Below are 24,107 nucleotides of genomic sequence, written 5' to 3'. Positions count from 1 at the left end.
TTATGGGTTATAAATTCAGCGGAATGGCAGTGGTATATTTTATTTCTTCCATCGCAAAACTGGAGGTGATTTCCGTTAAACCAGCAATACCCTCTACCAGTTTTTTGTAGAGTGCATCATAAGCCTTCATATCCGCGACCTGAATGCGTAGCAGATAATCATACTCGCCGGACATTCTGTAGCATCCCATCACCTGAGGCAGCTCATCGATTAGTGCTGCAAAGCTCTGATACCATTGTTTATTATGCTGTTGCGTCTTAATGAACATAAATGCCGTCAGGCTTAAACCCAGTTTTTCAGCATCCAGTAACGTCACCCGACTACGGATAATCCCGTTATCTTCGAGTTTTTTCAGTCGTTTCCAGCAAGGAGTGGATGTCAGATTAACCGCATCTGCCAGTGCCTGTAATGACATTGTACTGTCTTCCTGCAGTAACGACAGGAGTTTACGGTCTGTTTTATCTATCATTGCGCCCTCTCTGGAGAATATTTTTCTCTTAGGGTGGCATAATAACGGATATTTAATCAGTTTATTTTCCGCAGGGTGCTTTATGCTGTTTTTTTGCAACACTGAGGAAATTTTTCATGGCCGACCAATGGGTTCGTAACGCAATCAACGAAATCAACGCAGACTTTCGCCGTTCAGCAGATACTCATTTGATTCGCTTTACGCTGCGCGAATTTCCTGGTATCCGTTTTTATCTTAAAGACGAAAGCACTCACCCCAGTGGTAGCCTGAAACACCGTCTGGCCCGTTCGCTGTTTCTTTACGGACTGAGCAACGGATGGATAACCCGCAATACAACGATTATTGAATCGTCTTCCGGCAGCACCGCTGTTTCCGAAGCATATTTTGCCCGTTTGCTGGGGCTGCCTTTCATTGCAGTAATGCCGGCAGCAACCACTAAAAGAAAAATAGAGCAGATCAACTTTTACGGTGGTAAGTGCCATTTCACCGAAACCTCGGCAAAGATCTATCAGCAGTCAGCCCTGCTGGCCAGGGAATTAGACGGGCACTATATGGATCAGTTTACCTATGCGGAAAGAGCAACCGACTGGCGGGGTAACAACAATATAGCCGACAGTATCTTCCGGCAAATGGAGGATGAACCCTGCCCCGTGCCCGCCAGCATTATAATGAGCGCCGGCACCGGCGGGACCACAGCAACCCTGGGTCGTTATATCCGTTATCGCGGGTATAATACTCAACTGATGGTCACCGATCCTGAGAACTCAGTCTTTTATGATTTCTGGCAGCAACGTGATCTTTCTCTTACCTGCCCGACAAGCAGCCGGATAGAGGGAATTGGACGCCCTCGTGTTGAACCCTCCTTTTTACCGGGAGTGGTCGACCGGATGCTTAAAGTTCCTGATGGCGCATCACTGGCGGCGATGTACTCGCTGGAAAAAATTCTTGGCCGACGAGTGGGTGCTTCTACGGGAACCAATTTTTGCGGAATGATTCATGCTGCCAGAGAGATGAAAGCCCGCGGACAACAAGGCTCACTGGTTTCACTGATCTGTGACAGTGGTGAACGTTATCCCGACACCTATTACAATCCACAGTGGGTTGCCGAAAATATTGGCGATATTAGCCAGTGGCAGACAGAACTGGATTTGTGACAAATAAACCTATTTCCGGAATCATATCTCACGCAGTTTTGTCCTTTTGGCTGCCAGGCGTTAACATACCGGTGAACGTTGACAGGAATAAAGATAATGAAAATTGCGGTAGTTGTTTTTAGTGGTGGTCAGGACTCAACCACCTGCCTGATACAGGCCCTTAACCAGTATGATGAAGTGCACTGTGTTACTTTTGATTATGGCCAGCGCCATCGTCAGGAAATCGAAGTTGCCCGCGATTTATGCCAGCAATTAGGCGCTCGCGCTCACAAAGTCCTGGATGTGACACTGCTGAATGAACTGGCTATCAGTAGCCTGACACGGGATAACATTCCGGTACCAGCCTACGATCCTGACGGCAATGGCTTGCCAAGCACCTTTGTGCCGGGCAGAAATATTTTGTTCCTGACCCTTGCATCAATTTATGCCTATCAGGTGAACGCAGAAGCCGTGATCACTGGTGTGTGCGAAACAGATTTTTCAGGTTACCCGGATTGCAGGGACGATTTCGTTAAAGCGCTAAATACAGCTGTACAGTTAGGTATGGCACGGGACGTGCGTTTTGAAACTCCGCTGATGTGGCTGAACAAAGCTGAAACCTGGGCACTGGCAGACTACTGGCAACAACTGCCTTTGATCAGGCACTCTACGCTGACCTGCTATAACGGCATACAGGGTGATGGATGTGGCGAATGTGCCGCCTGCCATCTTCGGGCCAAGGGTCTGGCAGAATATCAGCAAGCTCCACAGGCAGTAATGGATGCTATGAAAAGTAAAACCGGCCTGCGCTAATGATTAACCAGAGCAACGCAACGGGGTTGCTCTGGTTGTTTTACTGCAACTATTGCTGATTGATCATCTCCAGAAAAGTTTTGATTTCCCCGCTCACCGGTACGCTTTTCTGCTGTTTTAAATCCAGGCAAACAAAAGTGATACGGGCATCAGCAACCAGAGTACCTTCACTACTGTGAGTGACCTTTTGCTCCATCACTGCACTTCTCTCTGAAATTTCTGCCATCCGACAGGTCACTTCCAGACAGTCCCCCAGTTTTGCAGCCCGTCGGTAATTTATATTGATATTAACGGCGATAAAGGCCAGATGCTGTTGAGTTAGCCAGTCTGCAACACCACTTTTGTCCAGCCATTCCCAGCGAGCTTCTTCCAGAAACTCAAGGTAACGCGCATTATTCACGTGCTGATAAACATCCAGATGATAACCACGAACTTTAATCAATGTTGTCATGAGTGGCACTCTCCGTCAGTAGTAACTGGTATGACCACTATATTCTGACAAATTCTGCTCATGACAACCTGAAAATGACATAAATCTGGGAATCAATTCACAGTTTCAGCCTGGAAAGATTCCTTTCAACCAGTGCTGTGCCAAAACCAGGCACTTCAGACAATTGTTCAACAGAAGTGAATGGACCATATTGTTCCCGGTATTCAACAATTGAACGGGCTTTTTTCAGTCCAACCCCATTCATTGCCCCTGCCAGCATCTCTGCAGTTCCCTGATTAATGCTCACTTTCTCTGATACCCGGGGGGCAGCAGCGGACTGCGTGACATCTGGCGATTTAGCCTCATTTCCTGAAGCCTCCAACGGTATTAGCCCACTGGTTGCCAGTAATAACAAAGTCAGACGCAGAGTGTGTGATATTCCTGATTGCATAGGTAATTCTCCCTGATTGAATTCAGGATCAGCATGGCAGAGTTCTGAACGGGGGTATTCAGTGAGTATTTAAAAAGCAGAAAGGCTGCACAAGGCAGCCTTTCTGATTACAGTGTTACAGTTTTATCTGCGGGGTGTTACTGAACCTGTTGCGCCCCGACACCATATTTGATTTTGGCATTCTGACGCAGGTTTTGCAGTAATGCGGCAAATGCCAGTTGAGCATTGTTCTGTGCCACTCCGGTTTTCATTGAATTAACCTGGCCTTGCGGCAGAGTTCCTTCAGTGACTTTATCCAGAGACAGAATAACAATATTGCCCTGTCCGTCTTCACCGATACCGTAGGAAGGCTTACCTTCCTGAGGCTGAGGTAATTCATAAACAGTCTCAGTGGCAGCATTCGGGCTGTTGCGTTGCAGAGTTTGAGTCGCGCCAAATTTCAGACCTGCGGCATCGAAGTCAGCGGTTTTACCCTGCTTCAACTGAGCAAGCAGTGTATTAGCCTGATTACGTGCCTGTTGCAATGCTTTGTCATGCTTAATGGCATCGGCAATCTGACCTTTTACCTCATCCAGAGGTTTAGTCGACTCAGGTTTATGATCGCTGATACGCAATACAAAAGCTCTGTCACCATCAACAGTAATAATGTCTGAATTATTGCCTGGTGCACCATTACTCCCCAGTAAAGTGCCACCCAGAATCACCTGTTTAACCTGATCAAAATTCAGTTCTGCAGGTAATGAATCACGGGTAAACCAGCCTGTTTCGACAGCTTTAACTCCGGCAGCACTTTCAGCACCTGCCAGAGAGGCGTTGTTGTTGCTGGCAGCATCACTGACTTTCTGCTGCAGTTTATAGAAATCACTGACAGCACCATCCTGTTCAGCGCTCTGGGCAACAGTCGCATAAACATCAGATAATGGTTTAATCTGCTGAGGCTGAATATCGTCCAGACGAGCGATCAGGAAACCTACAGAACTCTTAATCACGCCAGACAACTGGCCTTTAGTGGTCAGTCCGGCATTTTTCAGTTCGTCAGGCAGTGTCTCAGGTTCCAGCCAGCCCATATCACCACCATTACGTGCTGAAATTGGGTCGATAGATTTTGTTTTTGCCAGCGTGGCAAAATCTGCACCTTGTTTCAGCTGAGCCAGAATTGCATCGGCATCGGCCTGAGTTTTCACCTGAATTACGCTGTAACGGGTACGTTGCGGGGTGGTATAGTCGCTTTTATGGCTGTCATACCAGGCTTGCACCTGTTGCTGTGTCGGAGTTTTCTGCAGGCTGGCAGCATCCAGTTTGATATAGCTGACACGGAACTGCTCAGGTGCCAGGAAGCTGTCTTTATGTTGCTGGTAATAGCTGTTGATCTCATCGTCTGACACAGTCTGCTTCGCAGCCAGGGCATCGGTATTAATCACAGCTTCACGAATATCGCGGTTCTGGGCTAACAGGCTGACCAGTTGCTGAGTCTCGTACGGCAGCATGAAATCTGTGTTGCTGACACCATTAACCAGCTGGCCAGTACTCAGGCTCTTACGTAATGCAGCAGCATATTGGTCTGGAGTCAGCCCCATATTGCTCAGCAGACTGGTAAAACGGGCATTATCAAAATGACCATTAGTCTGGAAAGGCTGCTGAGAAAAAATATCTTGTTTAATCTGATCGTTAGTGACATCCAGCCCCAGTGATTTCACATACTGTTGCAGCAATTCCTGGTCAATCAGATCAGACATCGCCTGCTGGCGCATCTGCTGGATAAAGCTGTCAGTTCCTGCCAGTTGTGAATACTGTGCACCTAACTGTTGTTGCTGACGAGCACGTTCATTGCTGAATGCGTTTTGCAGGTCTGCACTACTGATAGTGACACCGTTGACTTTGGCAGCATAATCATTATTACCACCAATCAAATAGTTACCCACGCCGGTCAGCACGAATGAAACAATGATCAGTCCCAGTATAATCTTCAGCACGATGTGGCTAGAGGCCGTGCGTAAATTGTCCATCATGGTATGGCAACACTCCGCTGTAGTATAAATATGACGCTTTACCGTCGCCGTTCAACTCAAAAACCACTCAGACTACAATGCTGATGATTTCCGTTCGCGTCTGGTGATGTGCCGTCTTAAGTTCGCCGTTGAACGGCATAAAAAAAGGCACATCACCATGATGTGCCTGTATGTTACATGAGAACGAGTGTACAGTCCTCAATCCATGAAAGAAAATCCTTTCAGATGGTTAAATACTATTAATTAACAGAGTCTTTCAGTGCTTTACCGGCACGGAAACCAGGGACTTTACCAGCCGGGATAGTGATTTCTTTTCCGGTCTGTGGGTTGCGGCCAGTACGTTCAGCACGTTCGCGTACGGAGAAGGTACCGAAACCAACTAAAGCCACATCATCACCCTCTTTCAGTGAATCTGTCACTGCACCCATAAATGCATCTAAAACACGTCCGGCTGCTGCTTTCGAAATATCCGCGCTCGCAGCAATTTTGTCGATCAACTGTGATTTATTCACTCTATCATCCCCTTTTATTTTTTCACTTTATCGACAGAACGCTCTGCAGACAAAGAACAGCCTGTTATAGCAAGCATCTCAGGTATACACAACGGTATTACTCTGAATTTCTATGCCTGCTACATCAGAATAAACAAAGGGGTCATTGCGCAATTTCTCTGCAACAATGACCTTCCCTGTACGATAAACTTATTTTGCTGCTGCAACCTCAAAGCCTTCAGGGGCACGTTCCAGTGCCAGCTTCAGAACTTCTTCGATGCGTTTTACCGGATAAATCTTCAGGTCAGCAATCACATTATCCGGAATCTCTTCCAGATCACGTTTATTCTCATCCGGAATCAGTACCGTTTTGATGCCACCACGATGTGCCGCCAGCAGTTTCTCTTTCAGACCACCAATGGGCAGTACCTGGCCACGAAGAGTAATCTCTCCGGTCATCGCCACATCCGCTCTGACAGGGTTCCCGGTTAAGGCTGAAACCAGTGCAGTACACATCGCGATCCCGGCGCTCGGGCCATCTTTTGGCGTTGCACCTTCAGGTACGTGAACGTGAATATCGCGTTTTTCGTAGAAGTCGCTGTTAATGCCCAGCTTATCTGCTCTGGCGCGTACTACAGTCATCGCCGCCTGAATAGATTCCTGCATCACCTCGCCCAGTGAACCGGTATAGGATAACTTCCCTTTACCAGGAACGCTGGCCGTCTCAATGGTCAGCAGATCACCGCCGACTTCAGTCCAGGCCAGTCCGGTAACTTCACCAATCCGGTTCTGATCATCAGCACGACCATAATCAAAGCGTTGTACCCCGAGATAATCTTTCAGATTGTCACCGGTAATAGCAATATGCTTTTTCTTTTTATCCAGCAGCAGTGCTTTCACTGCTTTCCGGCACAGTTTTGACAGTTCACGTTCCAGGCTACGGACCCCAGCTTCACGGGTATAGTAACGGATGATCCCCATCAGCGCACTGTCATCCACAGTAATCTCTTTAGGCTTCAGTGCATTGCGTTCAATCTGTTTCGGAAGCAGGTGGCGCTTAGCAATATTCAGTTTTTCATCTTCGGTATAACCCGATAAACGAATCACTTCCATACGATCCAGCAACGGAGCCGGGATATTCATCGAGTTCGATGTTGCAACAAACATCACATCAGAAAGATCATAATCGACTTCCAGATAGTGATCGTTAAACGCAATATTCTGCTCGGGATCCAGCACTTCCAGCAACGCAGAAGCCGGATCACCACGCATGTCTGAGGACATCTTGTCGATTTCGTCCAGCAGGAACAGCGGGTTTTTTACCCCGACTTTAGCCATTTTCTGGATAAGCTTACCAGGCATAGAACCAATATAAGTCCGACGATGGCCTCTGATTTCAGCCTCATCACGAACTCCGCCTAACGCCATACGGACATACTGGCGACCAGTAGCCTTGGCGATAGACTGACCAAGTGAGGTTTTACCCACACCCGGAGGCCCTACCAGGCACAGGATTGGCCCTTTAATCTTGTTGACACGGCTCTGGACCGCTAAATATTCCAGAATGCGGTCTTTAACTCTGTCGAGCCCGTAATGGTCGGTGTCCAGTGTTTCCTGAGCCTTAGTCAGGTCTTTTTTCACCTTACTACGACTGTTCCATGGCACCTGTACCATCCAGTCGATATAGCCACGGACTACCGTTGCTTCTGCCGACATTGGAGACATCATTTTCAGTTTTTGCAGCTCGGCTTCGGTTTTTTCCTTCGCCTCTTTTGGCATTTTAGCCGCTTCAATTTTCTGCTTCAGCGCTTCAAACTCGTCTGGCGCATCGTCCATTTCGCCGAGTTCTTTCTGAATAGCTTTCATTTGCTCATTCAGGTAATACTCGCGCTGGCTTTTTTCCATCTGCTTTTTCACACGATTGCGAATCCGTTTTTCGACCTGAAGTAAGTCGATTTCGGATTCCATCATGGCCATCAGATATTCAAGACGCTCATTGATGTCTGTCATTTCCAGCACAGACTGCTTGTCCGCCAGTTTAAGCGGCATATGTGCAGCAATGGTGTCGGCCAGACGTGCAGCATCATCAATGTTGTTCAGTGATGTCAGCACCTCAGGAGGAATCTTTTTATTTAGCTTGATGTAGCCTTCGAACTGGTTAACCGCAGTACGCACCAACACTTCCTGCTCGCGCTCTTCAATTTCAGCAGAGGAGAGATACTCAGCGTGGGCGACAAAATGTTCACCGTTATCTGTAAGCGACTCGATGCGCGCACGCTGCAAGCCTTCCACCAGTACTTTGACTGTACCATCAGGAAGCTTCAGCATTTGCAGGACAGAAGCAACTGTACCGACAGAAAAAAGATCATTTACACCAGGCTCATCAGTAGATGCTTCTTTTTGAGCAACCAGCAGGATCTTTTTATCGTTGTCCATTGCCGCTTCCAGACAGCGAATCGACTTCTCACGTCCGACAAACAACGGAATAACCATGTGCGGATAAACCACCACATCGCGTAACGGCAATACGGGGATTTCAATGCGTTCGGAACGCTCAGAATTCATAGAGCTCTCTCTTAGTTTAATTTCCGCCAGGTGATGGGCTCAGCCACCCTTTTTCACAGCCAGGGTACTTCAGGCCCAAAGGTTATTGAGTATATGGGGATGATGACACGACATTCAATGTCATAAATGCGAGAAAAAATAAAAGGGGAAACAATTTCCCCCTTATTTGCTAATAACCTGCAGATTTTGTCGATTTATTCGCCAGAAGCCTGAGCTTCCTGCTTACCATAAATCAACAGCGGTTCAGACTGACCATCAATGACCGAATCATCAATAACGACTTTTTCAATTCCTTCCATTGAAGGCAGGTCATACATGGTATCCAGCAACGCGGCTTCCACAATTGAACGCAATCCGCGGGCACCGGTTTTACGGGCCATCGCTTTTTTGGCGATTGCAGTCAATGCTTCTTCGCGGAACTCAAGTTCAGCACCTTCCAGGTGGAACAATGCCTGATATTGTTTAGTCAGAGCATTTTTTGGTTCCCGCAGGATCTGAATTAATGCTTCTTCACTTAACTCGTTCAGCGTTGCAACCACTGGCAGACGACCGATAAATTCCGGAATTAATCCAAATTTAATCAGATCTTCTGGCTCAACCTGAGACAGCAGCTGCCCTTCGGTCGCCTTCTGCGATTTATCTTTCACGGTTGCGCCGAAGCCAATGCCAGAGCCGGTTTCAACACGCTGAGCAATCACTTTATCCAGGCCGGCGAATGCACCTCCACAGATAAACAGAATTTTTGAGGTATCGACCTGTAAAAATTCCTGTTGTGGATGTTTACGCCCACCCTGAGGTGGTACTGCAGCAACAGTGCCTTCAATCAGCTTCAGCAATGCCTGCTGAACGCCTTCACCGGATACATCACGGGTGATCGACGGGTTGTCAGATTTGCGTGAAATTTTATCAATTTCATCAATATAGACAATTCCGCGCTGAGCTTTCTGCACATCGTAGTCACATTTCTGCAACAGTTTCTGGATAATATTTTCGACATCTTCACCCACATAACCCGCTTCGGTCAGTGTGGTTGCATCAGCCATAGTAAAAGGAACATCCAGTAACCGGGCCAGAGTTTCTGCCAGTAATGTTTTACCGCTACCGGTCGGTCCGATCAGCAGAATATTACTTTTACCCAGTTCAACACCGTTGCTGGTATCGCCATTACGCAAGCGTTTGTAGTGGTTATACACCGCTACCGACAGCACTTTTTTGGCTTTTTCCTGGCCAATCACGTAATCGTCGAGATGAACGCGAATTTCATGTGGTGTAGGCAAAGCGCTACGTTCACGATGAGGCGCGACTTCTTTAATCTCTTCGCGGATGATGTCATTGCATAAATCAACGCATTCATCACAGATATACACTGACGGACCGGCAATCAGTTTACGCACTTCATGCTGGCTCTTGCCGCAAAAAGAGCAGTACAGCAACTTACCTGAACCGTCTTTGCGCTTTTCTGTCATCAGTAACCTCTTTAATAGTTTCGGCAACCTGCAGCGCCAGTCATTGTGCTACAGGTTGACATCGTCAATGTACTATTCACTTCGTCTGACTGCACATCCTTTCATTTATGCAGTGTAGCAAATAGTCTTATTTACGCTGCGTCAGAATAGAGTCAACTAAACCATACTCTACCGCTTCTGCTGCCGAGAGGAAACGATCACGTTCGGTGTCCTGCTCAATCTGTTCCAGCGGTTTGCCAGTATGCTTAGCCATTAATTCATTCATCCGCTGTTTCACTTTCAGAATTTCGCGGGCGTGAATTTCAATATCAGTAGCCTGACCCTGGAAGCCACCTAATGGCTGATGAATCATAACCCTGGAATTTGGCAGGCAGAAACGTTTGCCTTCAGTACCGGCGGTTAACAGGAAAGAGCCCATTGAACACGCCTGCCCCATACAAATCGTGCTGACATCCGGTTTAATAAACTGCATGGTGTCATAAATTGACATGCCTGCAGTGATAACGCCACCAGGCGAGTTAATGTACAGGTAAATATCTTTCTCAGGATTTTCAGCTTCTAAAAACAGCATTTGTGCGACGATCAGGTTGGCCATCTGGTCTTCAACCTGTCCGGTCAGAAAAATCACACGCTCTTTAAGTAAGCGGGAAAAGATGTCGTAAGAACGCTCTCCGCGTGATGTCTGCTCCACCACCATTGGCACCAATGCCATCTGGGATGCCATTTGTGAGGCCAGCATTTCACGTTCGCTACTGTATGACATAACCGTCTCCTGAATTAATTACATTGGTAACACTCTGTACCGATTTTTACGTTAGGAAAGCTACGAATCTACGAAGCCTGCCTCCTTCCGACAACGTCAGGACGGTTAATCAGCCAGTCTCATATCACATACCCCTATATGAGGGGTAACTACCGGTATTTCAAGCATAACAATCTTTTGATAATTCGCGAATATTACACCAGAGATTACCCGATAATCTGTCGGTTAATCCATGATAATCCGACAAAAAGCACAGACCGTTACCGTTTTACTGCGTCTAAAGTAAAAAAGCCCGTGATCATTTTGATCACGGGCTTTATATCAGAGCGGATCAAAAATGGCTTATGCCATCTGTCCCTGATTCATCAGATCCTGGAAGTTAGCTGCTTTTTCGGTAACTTTGGCTTTTTCCAGCAGCACGTCAACTGCCTGCTCTTCCAGTGCAACGTTACGCATGTTGTTCATCAGCTCGTTATTTTTGCCGTAGAACTCGATCACTTCCTGAGGATCTTCATACGCAGAAGCCATTTCTGCGATCAGGCCTTTCACACGCTCTTCGTCAGCTTTTAACTCGCTGGTGCGGATAACTTCGCCCAGCAGCAGGCCAACAACAACACGGCGTTTAGCTTGTTCTTCAAACAGTTCACGTGGTAATTCCAGTGCCTGTTTTTCGTTACCACCAAAACGCTGTGCCGCCTGGCGACGCAAAACGTCAACTTCGCTGTCGATCAGTGCAGCAGGAACATCGATATCGTTGGCATTGATCAGACCATCGATAGTCTGGGTTTTAATGCTGTTACGTACCGCGCCTTTCAGTTCACGTTCCATGTTCTTACGTACTTCAGTACGCAGACCAGCAACAGAACCATCAGCAACACCGAAACGCTTCACGAACTCTTCAGTAAATTCTGGCAGTTCACGCTGTTCAACTTTTTTCAGAACAATCGCAAACTTAGCGTCTTTACCTTTCAGAGTTTCGGCGTGGTATTCTTCAGGGAATTTCACGTCGATGGTAAATTCTTCACCTGCTTTATGACCTACCAGGCCTTCTTCGAAGCCCGGGATCATACGACCTTGTCCCATTGCCAGTACGAAGTCAGAAGATTTACCACCTTCAAACTCTTCACCGTCAACTGAACCAGAGAAATCGATAGTGACACGATCTTCTGCAGTCGCTGCAGCATCGGTTTCTTTCCAGTCAGCCTGCTGCTTACGCAGGGTATCCAGCATGGCATCAACATCTTCGTCTTTCACTTCAGCAACAGGTTTTTCAACCTCGATAGTTTCCAGACCTTTCAGTTCGATTTCCGGATACACTTCAAACTCAACAGAGTAAGTGAAGTCTTCACCCAGCTTATACTCACCAGGAATATATTTAGGTGCGCCCGCCGGATTAATTTTTTCTTTGATGATCGCATCAATGAAGTTGCGGGACATCAGTTCACCCAGTACATCCTGACGTACAGATGCACCATAGCGCTGTTCAATGATGTTCTTAGGCACTTTGCCTTTACGGAAACCATCGATACGGACTTTCTTAGCTACTTCTACCAGCTCTTTCTTCACCGCAGTCTCAATGCTGTCAGCAGCGACAGTGATGGTAATGCGACGGCCAAGGCCCTGTGTGGTTTCAACTGAAACTTGCATCTTGTTACCTCAAAAAATCACGTGCTCGGTCAACTTCAGACATCACGCATTATACAATACGCGCCATCTAACAACCGGGAAGGCTTCCGTGAAGAAAACTCCGATCCCTGTTACCAGAAGCGTCCCGAAGACATTCCGGAAAAATAGACGCAGCATTATAGCGGCATCGATCGATTGAGTCGAGAAGCCACATGCAGACGAGACCTGCGATATTGCGGCTTTTTGACCTGTTGCAGATTTTTTTTCAAAAAAAACGGCCTTTCGGCCGTCATTAATGATCTTTTACTGAGTATTTAAGACTTATACCTGCAATCCTGCACCCCGGCAATCAGGTGATGCAGGCACTGTGTCCTGTAACCCCTGCCATTCACTGGCAGTATAAGTATGCAACGCCAGTGCATGCACCGGCCCGGCCAGTTCTTCGGACAGGACACCGTAAATCGCACGGTGGCGAGCCAGAAAGCGCTGCCCGCTGAACCGGTCAGTGACAATCACCACTTTGAAGTGACTCTCAGAACCGGCAGGTACGTTGTGACGGTAGCTTTCATCCTGCACTTCCAGATACAGCGGATGAAATTCGTCACGCAACTTATCTTCTATCTGTTCACGAATCATTTTTGACACTCCTGACTGGCGAGCGCGCTGCCCTTTTAATCAATACTAGTTTGTTTTTCATTATTACTGTGTGAAAGCACAAAAAAAAACGTGCTATTTTATAACCAATTGCGCATGATAGCTTCGCGCGATGTCCGGACTATGGATGAGTTAGCTGCTGAAATCCAGAGACTTTTTCAGATTTAACCGCTAACCAGCCCTGACCGCCGCAAGAATAGTCCCTGACTGCGGCCATTGCGGCCCTACTGTTTTTATCATGTGATGAGAAAATGTGTATGTTAAAAAGAGCAATCTTTCCTCTGCTGGCTGCGTTTGCCCTGGTCGGTTGTGCGACCAGCAGCAATACTCTTGATGTTACGCCAAAGATAACATTACCTCAGCAGGATCCAAGCCTGATGGGTGTGACTGTCAGCATTAACGGTGCTGATCAGAGAAGCAGCCAGGCGCTGGCACAGGTGACCCGTGATAACCAGTTGGTCACGCTGACTCCGTCCCGCGATCTGCGGTTCCTGTTGCAGGAAGTCCTGGAGAAACAGATGACAGCCAGGGGTTATATGATTGGCCCTAACGGTGCAGTTGATTTGCAGATCGTGGTTAATAAACTGTATGCCGACGTGACTCAGGGTAACCTGCGTTACAGCATTACTACCAATGCGGATGTCTCTATCACTGCTACCGCGAAAAATGGTAACAAGCAGATGAAGACCTATCGTCAGACTTACAGTGTTGAAGGTCCGTTTACCGCAAACAACGATAAAATCACCAAAGCTGTTAACTCCACCCTTGGCGATGTTATTTCTGATATGGCTGCAGACACCAGCATTAACGAGTTCATTAAACAAAACTCCCACTGAATGCTATGATGGCTGCATGAATTTTCTTCGTGCAGCCAGGATGCCATGCGTTCAGACTATTTAAAGATTTTCACCCAGCGTAACTTTGCTGTTCTGCTGTTGCTGGGGTTCTCTTCAGGCCTGCCACTGGCACTGACATCCGGCACACTTCAGGCCTGGATGACTGTCGAAAATATTGATTTAAAAACTATCGGTATTTTCTCTCTGGTCGGACAGGCCTATGTTTTCAAGTTTCTCTGGTCGCCGTTTATGGACCGCTACTCTCCTCCTTTATTAGGCCGTCGTCGTGGATGGCTGCTGCTGACACAATGCGCATTAATTCTCGTGATTGCTGCACTGGGTTTTGTACAACCAGCCGGTCATCTGACTTTGCTCGCGCTACTGGCAGTGCTGGTAGCCTTTTGCTCAGCCTCACAGGATATTGTGTTCGATGCCTGGAAAACCGATGTGTTACCTGCTGAACAACGAGGCAGTGGTGCGGCGATCACCGTGCTGGGTTACCGGCTGGGCATGATGGTTTCGGGCGGCTTAGCTTTATGGCTGGCAGACCGTTATCTGGGATGGAACGCTACCTACTGGCTGATGGCATTACTGATGCTGCCGGGAATTGCCGGGACATTGCTGGCAAAAAATCCTGTCGGCCCTGCAACCCCTCCGTTAACCCTGCGCCAGGCCGTAGTCTCACCTTTGCTGGACTTTTTTAGTCGCAACAACGCCTGGCTGATGATTACCCTGATTATCCTTTATAAGCTGGGCGATGCTTTTGCGGGTGCCCTGACCACTACTTTTCTGATTCGCGGACTAGGATTTAACCCGGGTGATGTGGGACTGGTGAATAAATCGTTGGGATTACTGGCCACGATTATCGGGGCACTGTATGGCGGAGTCCTGATGCAGAAGCTGAGTTTGTACCGCGCACTGATGTGGTTCGGAATTCTGCAAACCCTTTCGAATCTTGCTTACTGGCTACTGACTGTCACCAGCGTACATTTGTGGAGTATGGCCAGCGCAGTATTTATTGAAAATCTGTGTGGTGGCATGGGCACGGCTGCTTTTGTTGCCCTGCTAATGGCGTTATGTAACTCTTCATTTTCGGCGACCCAGTTTGCTTTGTTGTCTGCATTGTCAGCCGTAGGACGGGTTTATGTGGGTCCCGCTGCCGGTTGGCTGGTTGAATTGTGGGGTTGGCCAGGGTTCTATGCCTTTAGTGTAATAGCCGGTATTCCTGGTCTGGTTCTATTGTTTATCACCCGCCACAGTCTGGTACCTGCCGTGACTGGCCAGTTCACACAACGTCATCATTTCTCATATGCCTACCGTTGGGCATTTCGCGTTTTCCTCGTCGGTTGCCTGGTACTTTTCTCATGGCTGGCTACACTTACCCTGGGTGCAATGCATTGGCTGCCTGAAAGTTTTCGGGATGCACCGCTGTTTGAAGCAGGAATGGTTATTCTGGTTTGCGCAGTGTTATTTGGAGTGTTCCTGGACTGTCTGAGCCTGAAAAAAGATATTTAACGCTCAACCTTTTTTTAACTGATGAGTATTTTTTTTCAATTAGCATTTAATGATTGTCTTTAACATTTACGTAATCTCAGTGCCGCCAGGATATTGCATTTAAGTTAACATGATGACCAAAAGATAACTGAATGTTAATTTTTTGATAACAATTTAGAGTGGTTATAGCAATTAGGAACATTAGCCATAGGGTTATTTCCGTTTAGTTATATAAAGCCAAATGATTGATGTGAATGATAATTTCGGAGCGGCAACAATTCATGTTAAATCCCGTAAAAAATGTGGATACAGTTCACTGACAGAACTTCAAGCTGGTTTACAGTACATAAACCTTCCCGTAAAATGCCGCCACACTTAAACGACAATAGAGCCCTTTGTCATTGAGGTCGTTAAATGAGACTCAGGAAATACAATAAAAGTTTGGGGATTTTGTCACTTATCACCGGCGCTGCTCTGCTTAGTGGCTGTGATAGTGCATTGTTAAATCCTAAAGGTCAGATTGCACTGGAGCAACGTTCACTGATTTTGACAGCCTTCGGCTTGATGTTAGTGGTAGTCATCCCGGCAGTCTTAATGGCTATCGTATTCGCCTGGAAATATCGGGCATCCAATACGAACGCTAAATACTCACCTAACTGGTCGCATTCTAATAAGATTGAAGCTGTGGTTTGGACCATTCCAATCCTCATCATCATCTTCCTTGGTGTGTTGACATGGAAATCTACTCACGCTCTCGAGCCAAGTAAGCCACTCGCTTCAAACGTAAAACCTGTAGAGATTGATGTTGTTGCCCTCGACTGGAAATGGCTGTTTATCTATCCAGAGCAAGGAATTGCAACCGTGAACCAGATTGCATTCCCGGCAAATACACCGGTCAGCTTTAAAATTACCTCAAATTCAGTCATGAACTCCTTCTTTATTCCTACCCTTGGCAGCCAGATCTATGCCATGGCAGGTATGCAGACTAAACTGCATCTGATTGCGAATGAACCAGGAACTTTTGACGGTATTTCTTCAAACTTCAGCGGTCCTGGTTTCTCTGGCATGAAATTTAAAGCCATCGCAACTAAAGACGATGCGGACTTCCAGCAGTGGGTAGCGAAGGTGAAAGCTTCACCAAATACGCTGACGACTATGGATGACTTCAACAAGCTGGCAGCACCAAGTCAGGACAACCCGGTCGAGTACTTCTCTTCTGCTAATCCTGATCTGTTCAAACAGGTTGTTGATAAGTTTATGTCACACGACGGGAAAATGGACATGTCTGCACATGATGGCATGAACATGGACCACGCAGCTTCCGCCGGAGCAGGGGAATAATACCATGTTAGGAAAATTGAGCTTAGCAGCGGTACCACTAGACGTACCTATCGTCATGGTGACCTGTGCTGCTATCATTGTTGGTGGTATCGCAGTTCTCGCCGCCATTACTTACTTCGGTAAGTGGAAGTATCTGTGGTCAGAATGGCTGACCTCGGTTGACCATAAAAAACTCGGAATCATGTATATGATTCTGGCATTCGTCATGCTGTTGCGTGGTTTTGCCGATGCCATCATGATGCGTAGCCAGCAGGTGCTTGCATCTGCCGGAGAAGCTGGCTTCCTGCCCCCCCATCACTACGACCAAATCTTTACTGCCCACGGCGTAATTATGATTTTCTTCGTAGCGATGCCATTTGTCGTCGGTCTGATGAACATCGCAGTTCCGTTACAGATTGGTGCCCGTGACGTTGCCTTCCCGTTCCTGAACAACCTGAGTTTCTGGTTTACAGTGATCGGTGTAGTGCTGGTAAACCTGTCGCTGGGTGTGGGTGAATTTGCTCAGACCGGCTGGCTGGCCTACCCGCCTCTTTCGGGTGCCGAATACAGTCCGGGTGTCGGAGTAGACTACTGGATATGGAGTCTGCAACTATCGGGTATAGGTACCACGCTGACAGGGATCAACTTCTTCGTGACCATCCTGAAGATGCGTGCTCCTGGCATGACCATGTTCAAAATGCCGGTATTCACCTGGGCATCACTGTGTACTAACGTACTGATTATCGCTGCGTTCCCGGTATTAACCGTGACCCTGGCACTGCTGACCCTGGACCGTTATCTGGGCTTCCATTTCTTCACCAACGAAATGGGCGGCAACATGATGATGTACGTCAACCTGATTTGGGTTTGGGGACATCCGGAAGTTTATATTCTGGTTCTGCCGGTATTTGGTGTGTTCTCTGAAGTGACCGCAACCTTCGCCAAAAAGCGTATGTTTGGTTACACCTCAATGGTGTGGGCAACCGTGGCCATTACCGTACTGTCGTTTATCGTTTGGCTGCACCACTTCTTCACGATGGGTGCCGGTGCCAACGTTAACGCCTTCTTCGGTATCATGACCATGATCATCGCGATTCCGACCGGGGTTAAAATCTTTAACTGGCTGTTCACTATGTATCAGGGTCGTATTCAGATGACTTCTGCTATGCTGTGGACCGTCGGCTTTATCGTGACCTTCTCTGTCGGTGGTATGACCGGGGTACTGTTAGCCGTTCCTGGTGCTGACTTTGTACTGCACAACAGCCTGTTCCTGATTGCTCACTTCCATAACGTTATTATCGGTGGTGTAGTGTTCGGTATCATGGCCGGTGTCAGCTACTGGTTCCCGAAAGCCTTTGGTTTTACCCTGAGCGAAAAATGGGGTAAACGTGCATTCTGGTTCTGGATTATTGGTTTCTTCGTTGCCTTTATGCCACTGTACGCACTGGGCTTTATGGGTATGACTCGTCGTCTGAGCCAGAACATTGATCCTCAGTTCCACCCACTGCTGGTAGTTGCAGCATGCGGTGCTGGCCTGATTGCTATCGGGATCATCTGCCAGGTGATTATGTTCTGGGTATCGGTCCGTGACCGTGATCAGAACCGTGATCTGACGGGTGATGCCTGGGGTGGCCGTACGCTGGACTGGGCATGCTCATCTCCTCCTCCGTTCTATAACTTTGCTATCATTCCTGAAATCCATGAGCGTGATGCGTTCTGGGAAATGAAAGAACGTGGTGAAGCTTATAAGAAGCCTGCGAAATATGAACCTATTCATATGCCGAAAAACAGTGGTATTCCGATTATCATTGCCCTGTTTGCCACAATTTTCGGTTTCGCAATGATCTGGTGGATTTGGTGGCTGGCTGGCCTGTCCTTCCTTGCGATGATTGTTTTGTGGATCGGCAAAAGCTTTGATGAAGACGTGGACTACTATGTCTCTGTTGAAGAAATTGAGCGGATCGAAAACAAGCACTTTGAAGAACTTAGCAAAGCAGGTGTTAAATAATGTCTTCTGAAACTCTCACTAAACACCACGACGCCCATGCGGAGCATGGGCATCACGATGCAGGAGCCAATAAAGTCTTTGGCTTCTGGATCTACCTGATGAGTGACTGCATTATCTTTGCAACACTGTTTGCAACGTATGCAGTAATGGTTCACAGCACTGCTGGCGGGCCTTCAGGGAAAGACTTTTTTGAACTGCCTTATGTTCTGGGTGAAACAGCATTACTGCTGCTGAGCTCGATTACTTACGGTTTTTCCGTTATCAGCATGAACAAAAACAGCAAAGGTGCCGTCATTGGCTGGTTGCTGCTGACGTTCCTGTTTGGTCTCGGATTCATCGGTATGGAAATCAACGAATTCCATCACCTGATTCAGGAAGGCTGGGGTCCGCAACGCAGTGGCTTCCTGTCAGCATTCTTTACCTTAGTCGGTACCCATGGTCTGCACGTGACCTGTGGTCTGATTTGGATGCTGGTCCTGATGTTCCAGGTAGGAACCCGTGGTCTGACGGCAACAAACCGTACCCGTATCATGTGCCTGAGCTTGTTCTGGCACTTCCTTGATGTGGTATGGATTTGTGTATTCACCATTGTTTATCTGATGGGGGCCATGTAATGAGCCATTCAGTAACCGAACATGGCGCGTCTCACGGTAGTGTGAAGTCATATGTTGTCGGCTTCATTCTCTCTGTCATTCTGACCGGTATCCCATTCTGGCTGGTTATGGATGGGGGCGTTGCAAAAAGCACAACTCTGGCAGTGGTAGTGCTCTGTGCCGTGGTACAGATCGTTGTTCACCTGGTATACTTCCTGCATCTGGACCGTAAGTCAGAGGGCGGCTGGAACCTGGTAGCCATAGTCTTCTCAGCAGTCATTATTTTGATTGTTGTCGTTGGCTCACTGTGGATCATGTGGAACCTTAACTACAACATGATGCCCCACTAACAGAGTTATACGTAATGATTAAGCAATACCTGCAAGTCACAAAACCAGGAATTATTTTCGGAAACTTAATTTCTGTGATAGGTGGTTTTCTGCTGGCTTCTAAAGGCAGCATAAACTTCACTCTTTTTCTCGCATCACTGGTTGGTGTATCGCTGGTCGTTGCATCAGGTTGTGTATTTAACAACGTGATTGACCGTGATATTGACCGAAAGATGGAGAGAACGAAGAACCGGGTCCTTGTAAAAGGGCTCATTTCCGCGAAAACTAGCCTGGTTTATGCAACATTATTAGGTATTGCTGGCTTTGCGTTGCTGTACTTTGGAGCCAACCCACTGGCAATGTGGTTGTCAGTGATTGGCTTCATCGTATACGTCGGCATCTATAGCCTCTATATGAAGCGTAATTCAGTTTACGGCACATTAATCGGTAGCTTATCTGGGGCTGCGCCTCCGGTCATTGGTTACTGTGCTGTAAGCAACGAATTTGATGCTGGTGCACTGATTCTGTTAGCCATCTTTAGCCTGTGGCAGATGCCGCATTCGTATGCGATTGCTATCTACCGGTTTAAAGATTATCAGGCAGCAAATATCCCGGTGTTACCGGTGGTGAAAGGTATCTCAGTCGCTAAAAACCATATCACCTTGTATATCGTGGCGTTTATGGTAGCAACTCTGATGCTGTCACTGGGTGGCTACGCAGGCTATAAATACCTGGTGGTTGCAGCAGCCGTCAGTGTCTGGTGGCTGGGTATGGCGCTTTCGGGGTATAAAAGCTCGAATGATGATCGTATCTGGGCACGTAAGTTGTTCGTCTTTTCGATTGTTGCTATCACGGCACTGAGTGTCATGATGTCAGTCGATTTTATGACACCGGCTTCTAAAGACCTCCTGACCTACGTCTGGTAACTCTGCTGTGGATCTAAGAAAAGGCGCGATTTCGCGCCTTTTCTTTTTTTGTTACCACTGGTTAAAAACAATTATTTTACCCGCCCTGCTCTGCCCCGTACTATAGCGTCAGAAAATGAAAAGAGGTTTTAATGAACGATAATAAAATGACGCCCCTGGAGTTAAGAGCAACCTGGGGCCTTGGGACAGTGTTTTCCCTGCGCATGTTGGGCATGTTTATGGTTCTCCCGGTACTGACAACTTATGGAATGGCACTGCAGGGGGCTTCAGAAACATTGATAGGTCTGGCAATAGGTATTTACGGTTTAGCCCAGGCAATCTTTCAAATTCCTTTCGGTTTACTCTCTGATCGTATTGGTCGAAAGCCACTGATTGTCGGCGGGTTGCTGCTGTTTGTTCTGGGCAGTGTCATTGCCGCCACCACCAGTTCTATCTGGGGTATTATTCTTGGTCGTGCTTTGCAGGGTTCAGGAGCTATTGCTGCCGCCGTAATGGCCCTGCTTTCTGATTTAACCCGTGAGCAGAACCGTACCAAAGCGATGGCCTTTATCGGCATCAGCTTCGGCGTTACATTTGCGATTGCCATGGTACTGGGCCCGATAGTTACCCATATTCTGGGTCTGCATGCCCTGTTCTGGATGATTGCTATCCTCGCCGTACTGGGAATTGTGATTACCCTGCTGGTTGTTCCTTCAGCAACTGACCATGTTCTGAACCGTGAGTCAGGAATGGTCAAAGGCAGTTTTCGCAAGGTACTGGGGAATTCGCGGCTGCTGAAACTGAATTTCGGCATCCTTTGCCTGCATATCCTGCTGATGTCCAGTTTTGTCGCGCTGCCGGGACAATTCGAGGATGCCGGTTTTCCTGCATCACAGCACTGGAAAGTTTATCTGGCGACTATGCTGATTGCTTTTGCTGCAGTGATGCCGTTTATCATCATTGCCGAAGTAAAACGTAAGATGAAGCTGGTCTTTGTCAGTTGCGTGGCATTACTGGTGATTGCTGAAATTATTCTGTGGGGTGCCGGTACTCATTTCTGGACTTTGGTGGTCGGTGTTCAGATATTTTTCTTCGCCTTTAATCTGATGGAAGCGATTCTGCCGTCACTGATCAGCAAAGAATCTCCTGCCGGTTATAAAGGCACCGCGATGGGAATTTATTCTACCAGCCAGTTTATCGGCGTTGCGATTGGTGGCAGTGTGGGTGGCTGGATATTTGGCCATATCGATGCTCAGACTGTATTTCTTGCAGGAACCTTGTTGGCGGTCGTCTGGTTGTTGGTGAGCCTGACCATGAAGGAACCTCCTTATGTTAGCAGCCTGCGGCTGGTTTCCGGTGAATTGCAGCACGCTGAAGGACTGGATCAGCGACTGGCGACTCTGGAAGGGGTTTCTTCAGTGATGATGGTTCCTGAGGAAAAAAGTATTTACGTTAAAATTGACAGCAAAGTGACTAACCGCGAAGCTCTGGAAGCTATTGTTGCGGAATATCAGCCTTTGCACCGTTAATCCCCTGCCCTGCCGGCAGAGTTAAAAAAAGCGCGGACCTGACAGGACCGCGCTTTTTTATTGCACTATTATATTTGCCGGACGACGACTAATCGCGGAAATTTTTAAACTGAAACGGCTGACCCAGATTACCGTTACGCACCAGATTCATCGCCCCCTGCAGGTCATCACGGGATTTTCCGGTGACACGCAGTGACTCTCCCTGAATCTGAGTCTGCACTTTCAGTTTGCTGTCTTTGATCAGCTTGACGATTTTCTTCGCCACATCTGACTCAATGCCTTTTTTTAATTTTGCGTCGACCGCCCAGTTCTTACCACTGTGTTCAATCTCTTCAGGTACTTCAAGCGCAGCACCTTCGATTCCACGTTTCAGTAACTTCTCGCGCAAAATATCCACCAGCTGCTTTACCTGAAAATCAGATTCTGAGCTGAGGCGGATGGTTTCATTTTTTTCGTTTAATTCAACGCTGGCTGTCACGTTGCGAAAATCAAACCGGGTAGACAATTCGCGGCTGGCATTTTCCACCGCATTACGCACTTCCTGAAGCTCGACTTCAGAAACAATATCGAAAGATGGCATCTTTTCTTCTCCTGACTCTGGTTTGCCATGCATAATACGCAGATTAACGCGGTAAACAAATGCCTCCATTCAGAAAAGGCCCCCTTCAGGGTGAAAAAATACCGTTTTATCGCTGCTGACATGCTGGAGTAATCATGAATATAACCGTACTGGGTTGCGGTGCATTAGGACAGATTTGGCTTGCTGCACTGAGCCGCCAGGGACATCAGGTACAGGGTTGGTTAAGGGTAACTCATCCCCATACTACGGTGCATGTCACCAGTCCGGAAGGTGAAGTGTATCGCCATTTTTTCCCGGCCAATAACCCGGCATTTCTGGCAGAAAGTGATCTGTTACTGGTCACTCTGAAGGCCGCACAGATTTCCAGTGCCTTACAACAGATTCAGCCCTTGATTCCTGCCCACTGTACTATTGTACTGATGCATAACGGCATGGGAGTCATGGATGAACTACCCCCTCTGGAACAGCCGGTACTTCGGGCAATCACCACCCACTCCTCTTACCGTACCCAGGGCCGGGTCATTCATGTCGCCCATGGAATAACGCATCTGGGGCCGGTAGCACGCAACCAGGACCAGCTCAGTCCGCTAGCCGACATGATGCATGCGGCCCTACCGGATGTGGCCTGGCATAACGATATTTTACCCGCCAGCTGGAATAAGCTGGCAATCAATTGCGTGATTAATCCGTTGAGCATCAAATACAACTGCCGCAATGGTGAAATTCTGCAGCATCAGGATGAAATACAGCAGATTTGCGAGGAGATGGCCGCCGTAATGGCCAGGGCAAATTTGCATGCCGATGCCCGTCAGTTACAGGCTAATGCCACTCACGTTATTCAAAACAGTGCCGGAAATTTTTCATCCATGCTCCAGGATATACAAGCCGGGCGCAGTACCGAAATTGATTACATCACCGGTTACCTGCTACGTAAGGCCACCGAATTTGGAATCGCAATTCCGGTGAATCGCAAACTCTTTCAACTCGTAAAATCCAAGGAGTCTGCCAATGGGCACCCCGAAATCAGTGCTGGTTTGCCTGGCACATGGTAGTGAAGAAATCGAAGCGGTTACCGTTATTGATCTGCTGGTCAGAGCGGGTATCCGGGTCACTACCGCCAGTGTGGAAAGTAATGGCGAAACCCTGATTGTCTGCTCACGCGGCGTTAAAATTCAAAGTGATACCACTCTGGTAGCTGTTGCTGATCAGCCTTTTGATGCTGTCGTTCTGCCCGGAGGAGTTCAGGGGGCGGACACATTCAGCGACAGCCTGTTATTGCTGGAAACCGTGCGGCAGTTTACCGCAACCGGCCGGATTGTTGCCGCTATCTGTGCGTCACCTGCCAAAGTTCTGGCTGCGCATCGTCTGTTTCCGGTGGGAAATATGACCGGTTTTCCTGGACTGCAATCCGGGATCCCTGAACAACAATGGATGGAACGTCGGGTGGTCTGGGATCCACGGGTTAACCTGCTGACCAGCCAGGGTCCGGGGACTTCGTTTGACTTTGCACTGAAATTGATTGACCTGCTGGCCGGGCACGATACCGCCAGGGAAGTTGCTGAGCCACTGGTGCTTGCACCGGGCATTTATAATTATCAGGAAACGAACGGATAAAAAAACCCGCATACCAGGTATGCGGGTTT

General features: G+C 47.8%; 23 protein-coding genes. 12 read left to right on the top strand and 11 right to left on the bottom strand.

Annotated elements, in window-relative coordinates:
• Positions 1-7: 7 nt before the first annotated feature.
• Positions 8-469: an Lrp/AsnC family transcriptional regulator gene (locus A7K98_RS05435; RefSeq protein ID WP_087487649.1), complete on the bottom strand. Its 462-nt coding sequence runs from the start codon at positions 467-469 to the stop codon at positions 8-10.
• A gap of 116 nt (positions 470-585) precedes the next feature.
• Between A7K98_RS05435 and A7K98_RS05430 the strand changes: the two genes are divergently transcribed.
• Positions 586-1,623, top strand: coding sequence for a PLP-dependent cysteine synthase family protein (locus A7K98_RS05430; protein WP_087487648.1), 1,038 nt, complete (start codon positions 586-588; stop codon positions 1,621-1,623).
• Positions 1,624-1,719: 96 nt separating this feature from the next.
• Entirely contained in the window at positions 1,720-2,415 is a 696-nt protein-coding gene (gene queC / locus A7K98_RS05425) for a 7-cyano-7-deazaguanine synthase QueC (RefSeq protein ID WP_087487647.1), read from the top strand.
• 49 nt (positions 2,416-2,464) lie between these two features.
• Here queC and A7K98_RS05420 read toward each other — a convergent pair whose 3' ends face one another.
• The 9 genes from A7K98_RS05420 to bolA form a co-directional block, all read right to left on the bottom strand.
• Positions 2,465-2,866 (bottom strand): acyl-CoA thioesterase, encoded by a 402-nt coding sequence (locus A7K98_RS05420; RefSeq protein WP_087487646.1) that lies wholly within the window; start codon positions 2,864-2,866, stop codon positions 2,465-2,467.
• A 97-nt stretch (positions 2,867-2,963) separates the two neighbouring features.
• A complete protein-coding gene (locus tag A7K98_RS05415; protein WP_087487645.1) occupies positions 2,964-3,296 on the bottom strand; it encodes a ComEA family DNA-binding protein in 333 nt (110 codons plus the stop codon).
• A 137-nt stretch (positions 3,297-3,433) separates the two neighbouring features.
• Positions 3,434-5,305: a peptidylprolyl isomerase gene (ppiD, locus tag A7K98_RS05410; RefSeq protein WP_087487644.1), complete on the bottom strand. Its 1,872-nt coding sequence runs from the start codon at positions 5,303-5,305 to the stop codon at positions 3,434-3,436.
• A 239-nt stretch (positions 5,306-5,544) separates the two neighbouring features.
• Positions 5,545-5,817, bottom strand: coding sequence for a nucleoid-associated protein HU-beta (gene hupB / locus A7K98_RS05405; protein WP_087487643.1), 273 nt, complete (start codon positions 5,815-5,817; stop codon positions 5,545-5,547).
• A gap of 189 nt (positions 5,818-6,006) precedes the next feature.
• Entirely contained in the window at positions 6,007-8,361 is a 2,355-nt protein-coding gene (gene lon, locus A7K98_RS05400) for an endopeptidase La (protein ID WP_087487642.1), read from the bottom strand.
• A 194-nt stretch (positions 8,362-8,555) separates the two neighbouring features.
• Positions 8,556-9,827 (bottom strand): ATP-dependent protease ATP-binding subunit ClpX, encoded by a 1,272-nt coding sequence (clpX, locus tag A7K98_RS05395; protein ID WP_038018684.1) that lies wholly within the window; start codon positions 9,825-9,827, stop codon positions 8,556-8,558.
• A gap of 127 nt (positions 9,828-9,954) precedes the next feature.
• Positions 9,955-10,590, bottom strand: a complete 636-nt coding sequence (clpP, locus tag A7K98_RS05390; protein WP_038018682.1) for an ATP-dependent Clp endopeptidase proteolytic subunit ClpP — start codon at positions 10,588-10,590, stop codon at positions 9,955-9,957.
• A gap of 342 nt (positions 10,591-10,932) precedes the next feature.
• Positions 10,933-12,237, bottom strand: coding sequence for a trigger factor (gene tig / locus A7K98_RS05385; RefSeq protein ID WP_087487641.1), 1,305 nt, complete (start codon positions 12,235-12,237; stop codon positions 10,933-10,935).
• A 300-nt stretch (positions 12,238-12,537) separates the two neighbouring features.
• Positions 12,538-12,852 (bottom strand): transcriptional regulator BolA, encoded by a 315-nt coding sequence (gene bolA / locus A7K98_RS05380; RefSeq protein WP_087487640.1) that lies wholly within the window; start codon positions 12,850-12,852, stop codon positions 12,538-12,540.
• A gap of 275 nt (positions 12,853-13,127) precedes the next feature.
• Here bolA and A7K98_RS05375 point away from each other — a divergent pair, with 275 nt between their 5' ends.
• The 8 genes from A7K98_RS05375 to A7K98_RS05340 all read left to right on the top strand — a co-directional run bounded on the left by A7K98_RS05375 (position 13,128) and on the right by A7K98_RS05340 (position 21,884).
• On the top strand, positions 13,128-13,706 hold the full coding sequence (locus tag A7K98_RS05375; protein WP_087490375.1) for a lipoprotein: 579 nt from the start codon (positions 13,128-13,130) through the stop codon (positions 13,704-13,706).
• Between the two features lie 45 nt (positions 13,707-13,751).
• Positions 13,752-15,221: a muropeptide MFS transporter AmpG gene (ampG, locus tag A7K98_RS05370; RefSeq protein ID WP_087487639.1), complete on the top strand. Its 1,470-nt coding sequence runs from the start codon at positions 13,752-13,754 to the stop codon at positions 15,219-15,221.
• Between the two features lie 393 nt (positions 15,222-15,614).
• Positions 15,615-16,541 carry a cytochrome o ubiquinol oxidase subunit II gene (cyoA, locus tag A7K98_RS05365; RefSeq protein ID WP_087487638.1) on the top strand — a complete coding sequence of 309 codons (927 nt, stop codon included), beginning with the start codon at positions 15,615-15,617 and terminating at the stop codon, positions 16,539-16,541.
• A 4-nt stretch (positions 16,542-16,545) separates the two neighbouring features.
• Positions 16,546-18,528, top strand: coding sequence for a cytochrome o ubiquinol oxidase subunit I (gene cyoB / locus A7K98_RS05360; RefSeq protein WP_087487637.1), 1,983 nt, complete (start codon positions 16,546-16,548; stop codon positions 18,526-18,528).
• Positions 18,528-19,142 (top strand): cytochrome o ubiquinol oxidase subunit III, encoded by a 615-nt coding sequence (locus A7K98_RS05355; RefSeq protein WP_087487636.1) that lies wholly within the window; start codon positions 18,528-18,530, stop codon positions 19,140-19,142. The genes cyoB and A7K98_RS05355 overlap by 1 nt, the downstream gene beginning before the upstream one ends.
• Positions 19,142-19,471, top strand: a complete 330-nt coding sequence (locus A7K98_RS05350; RefSeq protein WP_087487635.1) for a cytochrome o ubiquinol oxidase subunit IV — start codon at positions 19,142-19,144, stop codon at positions 19,469-19,471. Before A7K98_RS05355 ends, A7K98_RS05350 begins: the two co-directional genes overlap by 1 nt.
• 14 nt (positions 19,472-19,485) lie before the next feature.
• Positions 19,486-20,376, top strand: coding sequence for a heme o synthase (gene cyoE / locus A7K98_RS05345; protein ID WP_087487634.1), 891 nt, complete (start codon positions 19,486-19,488; stop codon positions 20,374-20,376).
• A 131-nt stretch (positions 20,377-20,507) separates the two neighbouring features.
• On the top strand, positions 20,508-21,884 hold the full coding sequence (locus A7K98_RS05340) for an MFS transporter (RefSeq protein ID WP_087487633.1): 1,377 nt from the start codon (positions 20,508-20,510) through the stop codon (positions 21,882-21,884).
• 88 nt (positions 21,885-21,972) lie between these two features.
• On the opposite strand, the gene A7K98_RS05335 is transcribed toward A7K98_RS05340, so the two are convergent.
• A complete protein-coding gene (locus A7K98_RS05335; RefSeq protein WP_087490374.1) occupies positions 21,973-22,464 on the bottom strand; it encodes a YajQ family cyclic di-GMP-binding protein in 492 nt (163 codons plus the stop codon).
• 134 nt (positions 22,465-22,598) lie between these two features.
• On the opposite strand from A7K98_RS05335, the gene panE reads away from it, so the two are divergent.
• Both panE and yajL read left to right on the top strand, forming a co-directional pair.
• Positions 22,599-23,516 carry a 2-dehydropantoate 2-reductase gene (gene panE, locus A7K98_RS05330; protein WP_087487632.1) on the top strand — a complete coding sequence of 306 codons (918 nt, stop codon included), beginning with the start codon at positions 22,599-22,601 and terminating at the stop codon, positions 23,514-23,516.
• Complete coding sequence (gene yajL / locus A7K98_RS05325) at positions 23,473-24,078, top strand: protein deglycase YajL (RefSeq protein ID WP_087487631.1); 606 nt, start codon at positions 23,473-23,475, stop codon at positions 24,076-24,078. The genes panE and yajL overlap by 44 nt, the downstream gene beginning before the upstream one ends.
• The last annotated feature ends 29 nt before the right edge of the window (positions 24,079-24,107 follow it).

The sequence above is a fragment of the Tatumella citrea genome, from assembly GCF_002163585.1.
GTDB lineage: Bacteria > Pseudomonadota > Gammaproteobacteria > Enterobacterales > Enterobacteriaceae > Tatumella > Tatumella citrea.
The sequence above is the reverse complement of the archived record's forward strand: the minus strand, read 5'-3'. Positions and strand labels throughout refer to the sequence as shown.

Bases quoted from the DNA above. Each gene is read 5' to 3' on its own strand.
- A7K98_RS05420 (WP_087487646.1), bottom strand. From the start codon at position 2,866: ATGACAACATTGATTAAAGTTCGTGGTTATCATCTGGATGTTTATCAG.
- lon (WP_087487642.1), bottom strand. From the start codon at position 8,361: ATGAATTCTGAGCGTTCCGAACGCATTGAAATCCCCGTATTGCCGTTA.
- bolA (WP_087487640.1), bottom strand. From the start codon at position 12,852: ATGATTCGTGAACAGATAGAAGATAAGTTGCGTGACGAATTTCATCCG.
- clpP (WP_038018682.1), bottom strand. From the start codon at position 10,590: ATGTCATACAGTAGCGAACGTGAAATGCTGGCCTCACAAATGGCATCC.
- A7K98_RS05435 (WP_087487649.1), bottom strand. From the start codon at position 469: ATGATAGATAAAACAGACCGTAAACTCCTGTCGTTACTGCAGGAAGAC.
- ppiD (WP_087487644.1), bottom strand. From the start codon at position 5,305: ATGATGGACAATTTACGCACGGCCTCTAGCCACATCGTGCTGAAGATT.
- cyoE (WP_087487634.1), top strand. From the start codon at position 19,486: ATGATTAAGCAATACCTGCAAGTCACAAAACCAGGAATTATTTTCGGA.
- clpX (WP_038018684.1), bottom strand. From the start codon at position 9,827: ATGACAGAAAAGCGCAAAGACGGTTCAGGTAAGTTGCTGTACTGCTCT.
- A7K98_RS05350 (WP_087487635.1), top strand. From the start codon at position 19,142: ATGAGCCATTCAGTAACCGAACATGGCGCGTCTCACGGTAGTGTGAAG.
- panE (WP_087487632.1), top strand. From the start codon at position 22,599: ATGAATATAACCGTACTGGGTTGCGGTGCATTAGGACAGATTTGGCTT.
- queC (WP_087487647.1), top strand. From the start codon at position 1,720: ATGAAAATTGCGGTAGTTGTTTTTAGTGGTGGTCAGGACTCAACCACC.
- A7K98_RS05355 (WP_087487636.1), top strand. From the start codon at position 18,528: ATGTCTTCTGAAACTCTCACTAAACACCACGACGCCCATGCGGAGCAT.
- tig (WP_087487641.1), bottom strand. From the start codon at position 12,237: ATGCAAGTTTCAGTTGAAACCACACAGGGCCTTGGCCGTCGCATTACC.
- ampG (WP_087487639.1), top strand. From the start codon at position 13,752: ATGCGTTCAGACTATTTAAAGATTTTCACCCAGCGTAACTTTGCTGTT.
- cyoB (WP_087487637.1), top strand. From the start codon at position 16,546: ATGTTAGGAAAATTGAGCTTAGCAGCGGTACCACTAGACGTACCTATC.
- A7K98_RS05415 (WP_087487645.1), bottom strand. From the start codon at position 3,296: ATGCAATCAGGAATATCACACACTCTGCGTCTGACTTTGTTATTACTG.
- A7K98_RS05375 (WP_087490375.1), top strand. From the start codon at position 13,128: ATGTTAAAAAGAGCAATCTTTCCTCTGCTGGCTGCGTTTGCCCTGGTC.
- cyoA (WP_087487638.1), top strand. From the start codon at position 15,615: ATGAGACTCAGGAAATACAATAAAAGTTTGGGGATTTTGTCACTTATC.
- A7K98_RS05430 (WP_087487648.1), top strand. From the start codon at position 586: ATGGCCGACCAATGGGTTCGTAACGCAATCAACGAAATCAACGCAGAC.
- yajL (WP_087487631.1), top strand. From the start codon at position 23,473: ATGGGCACCCCGAAATCAGTGCTGGTTTGCCTGGCACATGGTAGTGAA.
- A7K98_RS05335 (WP_087490374.1), bottom strand. From the start codon at position 22,464: ATGCCATCTTTCGATATTGTTTCTGAAGTCGAGCTTCAGGAAGTGCGT.
- A7K98_RS05340 (WP_087487633.1), top strand. From the start codon at position 20,508: ATGAACGATAATAAAATGACGCCCCTGGAGTTAAGAGCAACCTGGGGC.